Origin of the sequence: Pseudomonas meliae, assembly GCF_001400515.1 — a bacterium.
Taxonomy (GTDB): Bacteria; Pseudomonadota; Gammaproteobacteria; order Pseudomonadales; family Pseudomonadaceae; genus Aquipseudomonas; species Aquipseudomonas amygdali.
The window spans coordinates 1-8,731 of the sequence record NZ_LJQT01000020.1 but is presented as its reverse complement, the minus strand read 5'-3'; the positions used below and the strand labels follow the sequence as shown (position 1 = coordinate 8,731).

Annotated in this window: 8 protein-coding genes; 5 read left to right on the top strand and 3 right to left on the bottom strand. The window is 59.7% G+C overall.

What is annotated here, in order from left to right; genetic code table 11:
• Nucleotides 1–576: NAD(P)H-dependent oxidoreductase (locus ALO64_RS00990; protein ID WP_044345088.1), on the bottom strand; the 576-nt coding region annotated here is incomplete at its 3' end.
• An 88-nt stretch (nt 577–664) separates the two neighbouring features.
• Between ALO64_RS00990 and ALO64_RS00985 the strand changes: the two genes are divergently transcribed.
• A complete protein-coding gene (locus ALO64_RS00985) occupies nt 665–1,564 on the top strand; it encodes a LysR family transcriptional regulator (protein WP_010213083.1) in 900 nt (299 codons plus the stop codon).
• A 19-nt stretch (nt 1,565–1,583) separates the two neighbouring features.
• Here ALO64_RS00985 and ALO64_RS00980 read toward each other — a convergent pair whose 3' ends face one another.
• Both ALO64_RS00980 and bamA read right to left on the bottom strand, forming a co-directional pair.
• Nucleotides 1,584–1,997: a hypothetical protein gene (locus ALO64_RS00980; RefSeq protein ID WP_005734013.1), complete on the bottom strand. Its 414-nt coding sequence runs from the start codon at nt 1,995–1,997 to the stop codon at nt 1,584–1,586.
• Between the two features lie 120 nt (nt 1,998–2,117).
• Nucleotides 2,118–4,490, bottom strand: coding sequence for an outer membrane protein assembly factor BamA (bamA, locus tag ALO64_RS00975; RefSeq protein ID WP_044345085.1), 2,373 nt, complete (start codon nt 4,488–4,490; stop codon nt 2,118–2,120).
• Nucleotides 4,491–4,706: 216 nt separating this feature from the next.
• Between bamA and ALO64_RS00970 the strand changes: the two genes are divergently transcribed.
• The 4 genes from ALO64_RS00970 (at nt 4,707) to ALO64_RS00955 (ending at nt 8,648) form a co-directional block, all read left to right on the top strand.
• Nucleotides 4,707–5,396: a response regulator transcription factor gene (locus ALO64_RS00970; protein ID WP_002554410.1), complete on the top strand. Its 690-nt coding sequence runs from the start codon at nt 4,707–4,709 to the stop codon at nt 5,394–5,396.
• The gene (locus ALO64_RS00965; RefSeq protein ID WP_044345084.1) at nt 5,393–6,643 is read left to right on the top strand and encodes a HAMP domain-containing sensor histidine kinase; all 1,251 of its coding nucleotides are present in this window, start codon (nt 5,393–5,395) and stop codon (nt 6,641–6,643) included. Before ALO64_RS00970 ends, ALO64_RS00965 begins: the two co-directional genes overlap by 4 nt.
• A gap of 168 nt (nt 6,644–6,811) precedes the next feature.
• Nucleotides 6,812–8,149 (top strand): DEAD/DEAH box helicase, encoded by a 1,338-nt coding sequence (locus ALO64_RS00960; RefSeq protein ID WP_044345087.1) that lies wholly within the window; start codon nt 6,812–6,814, stop codon nt 8,147–8,149.
• A gap of 196 nt (nt 8,150–8,345) precedes the next feature.
• Nucleotides 8,346–8,648: a hypothetical protein gene (locus ALO64_RS00955; protein ID WP_044345083.1), complete on the top strand. Its 303-nt coding sequence runs from the start codon at nt 8,346–8,348 to the stop codon at nt 8,646–8,648.
• The last annotated feature ends 83 nt before the right edge of the window (nt 8,649–8,731 follow it).

The window sequence follows — 8,731 nt, the reverse complement described above, 5'->3', positions numbered from 1 at the left end:
CAAAATTTCTGACAGTCTCAAACCTGGATAGAACAGGATGCCGTGCTGGATAGGAAAGAGCACGTCGTTCAGCGCTCCGTTTACGCCACGCTCGCTGTAGTGGGACTCCCAGCCGCCCATGGTCACCGTCAGCATGGCGCGCTTGCCTGCCAGCGTTCCCTCACCGTATCGATCACCCCAGTGATGGTCGCTGTGCTCGCCCACGCCGTAGGCGAAGCCACAGGCGTACACCCGCTCTATCCAGCCTTTCATGATCGCCGGCATCGAAAACCACCAAAGCGGAAACTGAAATATGACGGCGTCTGCCCAGAGCAATCTGGCCTGTTCGGCCTCGATGTCCGGCGGTTGAATACCGGCGGCAAATACGCGTTGCGACTCAAGGGCAGGGTCAAAGCGGCTGCTGCTCTCAAGGCCAGGTGCATCGTTGGCGTCGATTGTCGCCTTCCAGCCCATCTGGTAAAGGTCGGACACCTGCACCTGATGTCCTTTGCTCTGCAGATGATCGACTGCGAAGTCTTTCAACGACCCATTCAGCGAGCGCGGTTCGGGGTGGGCGTAGACAATAAGTACGTTCATGAGGGGCTCCGGTTTGTCTGTCATGAGGCAACGCTACAGACTCGATCGGGTATGCTGGAAATCAATCTCCCAAACACTGGGTATTTGCATGAACAATACCTTGCGGCGTATCGACCTCAATTTGCTGATCACGCTGGATGCATTGCTCTCGGAGCAGAACGTGACCCGCGCGGCGCATCGGCTGAACCTGACTCAGCCGACGGTCAGCCTGCAATTGGGCAGGCTGAGGCAGGTACTGGATGATCCATTGCTGTTGCCGGGACCGCGGGGCATGACCCCGACTGCGCGGGCTGAACAACTGCGCGAACCGCTCAGGCAGGCGCTTGCAGCGCTGGAGTCCGCTTTGCTGCCCGGCCGGGATTTCGATCCGGCAAAGGCCGATCACACCTGGCGCGTGGCCGCCAGCGACTACGCGACCATCGCGTTGATATGGCCGTCGCTCGGCAGGTTGCGCAGCAGTGCACCGGGCACGCGCCTGGCCCTGTTGAACAAGCACCCGGTCAGCCTTGCCGCGGATCTCGAAAGCGGTCGACTGGATCTGGCGTTGCACACCCGCGATGAGGCGCCGCCCAAGCTGCGTCAGCGGTCGTTGATCCATGAACGTTATGTGCTTGCTGCCCGGCATGATCATCCGGATTTTGTGCAGCCCGTATCGCTGACACGTTTCTGTGAGCTGGAGCATGCGGTCATGTCTCCCAACGGCGGCGGGTTCGCTGGAAGCACCGATCAGGCCCTGGCGGCGCAGGGGTTAAGCAGACGGGTCGTGTTGTCGGCGCCGCATTTCGGCTCGCTGGTATCTGCACTGGTCTGCAGCGACCTGGTTGCTGTAGTACCCGAACGGCTGGTGCGCGCCCAGCCGACGCTTGTGGTTCAGGAACCGCCGCTTTCGATTTCCGGGTTTGAAATGCTCATGCTGTGGCCTGAGCGTTTGCACCGTGATCCGGCTCATATGTGGCTGCGAGAACTGATGGCTTTGGCCATTGATTGAGCCGTGCGGCGCTCATGATTCAAGCCCGCAGCCTGCGTTCGCGTAACGCACTCAAACACTCGCGCCCCGCAGCCTCGGCGGTTTGCAGCACTGTCTGGCTGTTGTCCTCGGTGATCCAGGTCAGCAGCCGGACCTGCCCCGTCGCCTGGCTGCCGCCGTGCATGCGAGACAGGGTTTCACGTTGTTTGAGCATGGCTTTCATGCGGGTGGCGAGCATGAAGATATCGTCGATGAAACCGTCTTCGACGTTGTCGTGATGCTCGATGCCAAGCCCCGTGGCGTCGTGGTCGATACGCAGGTGGTAGTGCATGGCCCCGGTTGCATCCTCGCTGCCGAACAGCGCGATGACGAAGCCTTTGCCCAGCAGTGAGCGCAGGGCGTGCTGGATGATTTCCTGCACATCGGGGGTGATCTGCCTGACTTCGCGGCTCATGTAACAGCTCCTGAACTGATTCGTAGTACCAGGCAGTATTCAATGGCTGGATGTTAAGTGAGGTCCGGGCGAGGTAATGCTGGGTAAAGACCGCCTGATTCATGCTTAAAGGTCAGTGTTTCAAAAGGTCTGGCCCAGCGAGAACTGGAACACCTGGGTCTCGGCGTCTTCGGGCTTTTTGATCGGCACGGCGAGATCGAAGCTCAACGGGCCGAGCGGCGAGTACCAGGTCACGCCGACGCCGACCGAACTGGCCATCTGGTCGATATTGATGTTGCCGCAGTTCTGCGTGGTGCTCAGGTAGCACTTGTCGGCGTAGACCGTGCCGAAGTCCCAGAACAGCGAGGTGCGCAGGGATTTCTGGTCTTTGACGAAAGGCATCGGGAACAGGTATTCCATGCCACCGGTGATCAGGATGTTGCCGCCCAGCGCTTCTGTGTCGCGGTCCGAGTAGTAGATTTGCCCCTGACTGGCGTAGGTGCCGGTGGCCGGGGTATTGCGTGGTCCCAGCGTACCGTCCTTGAAGCCGCGCACAGTGGCCTGGCCGCCCGCCGTATAGTTTTCGTAGAACGGCAGGCCGTCGGTTTCGCCGTAACCGTTGCCGTAGCCCAGTTTGGTGTGCAGACGCAGCGATGTGGCGTCGCTGAGCGGCAGAAAGGTCTGGCCGTTGTAGTCGAGTTTGTAGAACTGCAGGTCACTGCCCGGCACGGTGCTGGTCAGGGTCAGGCTTTGTGAATGACCGCGGGTGGCCAGCACGCCTTTGTTGAGGGTCGATTCCGACCAGCCGACACTGGCCTTGAGGTTGGTGAATGACGAGCCCTCACGCTCGATGAAGTCATAGATCTCGTCGGCGCTGTAGCTGCCGGGGTCGAGGGTGTCGTGCTGGATCGACAAACCGTAGGTCAGGCGCGAGGTTTCGCTGATCGGGTAGCCGAGGTTGACCCCCGCACCGACGCTGTTGAGCGAGTAGTAGGACACCTCGTCATCATCGTCGTAATACTTGCTGTAATCAGTGGCGTTGTAGAAAACGTTGTAGCCCAGGCTTACACCGTCAGGCGTGAAGTATGGGTTGGTGAATGCAAAGTTGTACTTGGTCTGGTACTCGGAGCGCGTCATGCCGAGGCTGGCGAAGTTACCGGTGCCGAGGATGTTGTTCTGCGAGATCGAGCCCCCGAGTATCAGCCCGGCGCTTTGGGCAAAGCCTACGCTGGCGGTGATATTGCCCGAGGCCTGTTCTTCCACGGCGTAGTTGATGTCCACTTGGTCGTCGGTACCGGGGACAGCAGGCGTTTCGACGTTTACTTCCTTGAAGAAACCCAGACGCTCCAGACGCACCTTCGACTGGTCGATCAGGTAGGTCGACGCCCAGCCTCCTTCCATCTGGCGCATCTCGCGGCGCAGCACTTCATCGGCAGTCTTGGTGTTGCCGCGAAAGTTGATGCGGTTTGCGTAGGCCCGCTTGCCGGGGTCGACCATAAAGCTGATGTCTACGGTATGGTCGGCATCGTTGGCTTTCGGCACACCGTTGACGTTGGCGAAGGTATAGCCATCGTTGCCCAGGCGGCGGGTGATCAGATTGGTGGTATCGGTCATGACCTTGCGTGAAAACACCTGGCCCGGTTTGACCAGAATCAGTTGTTCAAGCTGAGCCTGCGGCACTTTCAGGTCACCGCCCAGTTTGACGCTGCCCACGGTGTACCGTTCGCCTTCGGTGATATTGACGGTAATGAACACGCCTTTCTTGTCAGGCGTCAGCGATACCTGCGTCGAGTTGATATCCATGTTGATGTAGCCGCGGTCCAGGTACCACGAACGCAAGCGTTCCAGGTCACCGGAGAGTTTTTCGCGGGCGTACTTGTCATCGTTCTTGAAAAACGACAGCCAGTTACTGGTCTTGAGCTGAAACTGGTCGGCCAGCTCCTCATCTGAAAACACCGTGTTGCCGACCACATTGATGTGCTGGATGGACGCCACGGTGCCTTCATCGATGGTGATTTTCAGCGCGATGCGGTTACGCGGTGCAGGTAACGCTTCGGTATCGACCGAGGCACTGTAGCGGCCTTGAGCAACGTACTGACGTTGCAGTTCATTGCGCACACCTTCCAGAGTGGCGCGCTGGAAGATTTCACCTTCACTGAGCCCCGACTGCTTCAGCCCCTTCATCAGGTCTTCCGTGCTGATTGCCTTGTTGCCGATAATCTCGATGCTCGCGATGGACGGGCGTTCGACGACATTGATCACCAGCACGTTGCCGTCGCGGGCAACGTTGATGTCTTGAAAGAAACCGGTCTTGAACAGTGAGCGCGACGCGTCGGCCAGACGCTGTTCATCGGCCTGATCGCCGACATTGAGCGGCAGCGCAGCGAATACGCTGCCGGCAGACACGCGTTGCAGGCCGTTGACGCGGATGTCCGAGATGGAAAAAGTGTCGGCGTGTGCCAGCGGGACGCTGAATAACAGGCAGAACGATAGAAACAGACGCGAAGAAATCATCAAACCCTTTCCAGAAAGCGGCGACAAAGGCATTTGAGCGCTGCCGATGACACGCCAGAAAGGGCCGGTCCGGCAGGCGCTGTTGGCTGCGCAGCATAGGGGGAGGGCATGTTGGGGACGGTTAACGGGGTGTAAGGTTAGGTAAAGATCATCAGGACTGGCTGACACGCTGCAGCGGTGCCGGGATAATCGGCAACCACCAATCAAGGGCCTGCCATGACTCGCGTATTGCTTGTCGACGATGATCGGGAACTGACCGAAATGCTCAGCCAGTACCTGACCCGTGAAAGCTTCACTGTGACCTGCACCAACAGTGCGGAAGAAGGGGAAATCGAGGCGCTGTCCGGTCGTCACGACATTGTTGTGCTCGACATAATGATGCCGCGCATGTCCGGAATCGAAGTGCTTCGGCGCATCCGCGCGCAAAGCCAGGTGCCGGTGATTCTGCTGACGGCCCGTGGCGACAATATCGACCGTATTTCCGGGCTGGAGCTGGGCGCTGACGATTACGTGCCCAAGCCCAGTTCACCGGGCGAACTGGTAGCGCGTCTGCGGGCGATCATGCGCCGGGTGAGGGCGGTGCCGGTGGTCGAGACGGTCAGGGAGGTGATTCAGGCCGGTGACTTGACGCTCTGGCCGGGCAAACGTGAAGCACGCTGGCAGGGCGTCACGCTGGAGCTGACCGGCAACGAATTCTGCCTGCTGGAGGAGCTGGCGCGTCATGCCGGGCAACTGGTCAGCAAGCAGAATCTGTCGATGAACGCACTGGGGCGGCCGCTGGCCCGCTATGACCGCAGCATCGATGTGCACATCAGCAGCATTCGCCACAAACTCGGGCCGCGCAACGATAACCAGAGCTGGATACAGAGCGTACGCAATCTGGGCTACCTGTTGATTACGCCATGAGGCCGAGCCGGTTATTCTGGAAGCTGTTTCTGGCGTTCTGGCTGGCGACCAGCCTGACCTTCATGGTCGGTGCGGGCTTGTTCATGCTGTCCCGGTCAGGACCGGGCGACCCCTCGTTCAGCACCGTGTTCGACAACGAAGTACGCATGCTTCAACAGTCGGGCATTCCCGCAGGGCAGGCGTTGCTCGATGCCTGGCAGCCTGACGGGCAGTACCGGGTCGGGCTGTACGATGAAAAGGGCCGGTTGCTTGCGGGCAAGCCGGTAGATAATCCGCGTTTCGAAATGGCCGTGCACACAAGGGAAGGCACAGTCGTAAACATCAGGGCCACCCAACGGCCCAACCACGAAGATCGGCCTTCCCACCTTAACCCACTGATCACCGGCACCTTCATGAGTGCGCTGTTCAGCTGGTTCCTCAGCGCCTATCTGGTGACACCGCTGATTAAGTTGCGTGAGGCGATGGGCAAGGTCGCCAGAGGTCGTTTCGACACCAGGGTGAAACCCGACATGGGCCGCCGGCGCGATGAAATCGTCGATCTGGCCGAGGACTGCGACCGTATGGCCAATCAGCTCAAGGTCATGGCCGACTCTCAGCAGCAACTGCTGCATGACATTTCCCATGAGCTGCGTTCACCGCTGACCCGCATGAGCGCCGCCATTGGCCTTTTGCGCCAGGCACCGACGCAACTGGACATGCTCGAGCGGATCGAGCGCGAGTCGGAACGGATGGACGCACTCATCGAGGAGCTGCTGACCCTGGCGCGCATGCAGAGCGATGCCGAAAGCCTGGAGCGAGAGACGGTCGATGTCATCAGCCTGCTGGCCGCCATCGTCGAGGATGCCGCGTTCGAGGCTGGCCTGAAACAGTGCCGGGTCAGGCTGCAGGCCCCCGAACCTTTTGTGGCACAGGTCGACAGCGAATTGCTTTACCGGGCATTCGAAAACGTGATCCGCAACGCGGTTCGCCACACGGCGGTGGGCACTGATGTGGTAGTGGTTGCCAATGTTCAGGCGCAGCCGCCGTGCTTGACGGTCAATGTCATTGATCAGGGGCCGGGCGTGGATGACGATTGCCTGCAACGTATTTTTCAGCCCTTTGAGCGTGGCCCCGACAATACCGCGCAAGGCTTCGGTCTGGGCCTGGCCATCGCGCTGCGTGCCGTTGAAATGCACGGTGGCCAGATTGCTGCGCGCAATCGGCCGGGCGGTGGGTTGGTGGTGGATATTGTGCTGCCGGTGTGCTGAGGCGTGCTGGTTGATCACCTTCAGCGGTTTGATTGTGCTGCTTGCGGCGGTGCTTCACCGGGCAATTCATAAACAAAATCGACCTTTGGTGGTAAAGAAACTCGGCCCCGGCGCTCGAAACCGTTACGCTATGCAGCTGTATTTTTGTTTTTCGTCGAGGTAGCACCCGTGTTTTCCGAATTCGCCCTGCACGAACGCCTGCTTAAAGCTGTGGCCGAGCTTAAATTTGTCGAGCCTACGCCCGTGCAGGCGGCCGCCATTCCGCTCGCACTGCAAGGGCGCGACCTGCGGGTGACTGCGCAAACCGGTAGCGGCAAGACCGCCGCATTTGTGCTGCCGATCCTCAACCGTCTGATCGGCCCGGCCAAGGTTCGTGTCGACATCCGTGCGGTGATCCTGCTGCCGACCCGTGAGCTGGCTCAGCAGACGCTCAAGGAAGTCGAGCGCTTCTCGCAGTTCACCTTCGTCAAGGCCGGCCTGATCACCGGTGGCGAGGACTTCAAGGTTCAGGCCGCGATGCTGCGCAAGGTGCCGGACATTCTGATCGGCACGCCGGGGCGTCTGCTGGAGCAGTTGAACGCAGGCAATCTGGACCTCAAGCACGTTGAAGTACTGGTACTGGACGAAGCCGACCGCATGCTGGACATGGGCTTCTCTGAAGACGTCGAGCGTCTGGCAGGCGAATGTGCCGGTCGCGAGCAGACCATGCTGTTCTCCGCAACCACCGGTGGTGCCGGCCTGCGGGAAATGATCGGCAAGGTGCTCAAGGATCCGCAGCATCTGCAAGTGAACAGCGTCAGTGAGCTGGCTTCCGGCACACGCCACCAGATCATCACCGCCGATCACAACGTGCACAAAGAGCAGGTGCTGAACTGGCTGCTGGCCAACGAGACCTACCAGAAAGCCATTATTTTCACCAACACCAAGGCGATGGCCGACCGTTTGTACGGCCGTCTGGTTGCACTGGAATACAAGACGTTCGTGCTGCACGGCGACAAGGACCAGAAGGACCGCAAGGCGGCCATCGACCGTCTGAAGCAGGGCGGTGCCAAGATCATGGTCGCGACCGATGTGGCGGCTTGCGGTCTTGATGTTGAAGGTCTGGACATGGTGATCAACTTCGACATGCCGCGCAGCGGTGACGATTACGTCCACCGCGTCGGTCGTACCGGCCGTGCGGGTAGCGACGGTCTGGCGATCTCGCTGATCTGTCATGGCGACTGGAACCTGATGTCGAGCGTCGAGCGCTACCTCAAGCAGAGCTTTGAGCGTCGTGTCATCAAGGAAGTCAAAGGCACTTACGGCGGGCCGAAGAAGGTCAAGGCATCGGGCAAGGCTGTAGGCGTGAAGAAGAAAAAGACTGACGCCAAGGGCGACAAGAAAAAGACAGCGGCCAAGGGGCCGACCAAGCGCAAGACGGTCAACCGTCCCAAGTCCGATCTGGTCAGCCAGGACGGCATGGCGCCGCTGAAAAAACGCAGCACCCCGGCCCCGGCTGCCGAGTGATTGCCATGATCGCTCCCGCGCAGGCGGGAGCGGTCAGCTTCTCCTCTGTCTGCCACCTGTGCAGAACAACCCCCCGTTATACCTTCCAGCAGCTTCTCTGAACCGCGACAAACCCCGCAGGTCACATTTTCTGAGTCGTATGCCTGTGGCTGGATGTCATGGGCGATCAATCCATGCTGGACGGAGGTTTAGAAAAATGACTTACAACTGGGACCTTATCGAGCGTTTGTTGCACGAAGTGCAGAACGACGGCGCCAAATCGACAGCCACTGAGTTTGAGACGCTGCTTAATCGCGGCTTCGTCGAACCTCGTCCTGGCGAGGAGGGCGGTGATGGCTCGAGTTACATGCTGACAAAGCGCGGCGCAAGCCTGCTTTCTTTGATCGACAGCAGCATTCCGGGAAATGATCACCCTCGTCAGGTACTGAATGAGCAGGCAGGCGACCCGCTTGACCCCGCACTCTTCGACACCATCGCTAAAAAGCCACAGATTGCCTGATACCCGAGATGCTCTGCGTGCCGGTTCAAGACCGGACGCAGAGCGTCCAGAGCGGCATGCGACGCGGAGCGGCGCACGATATT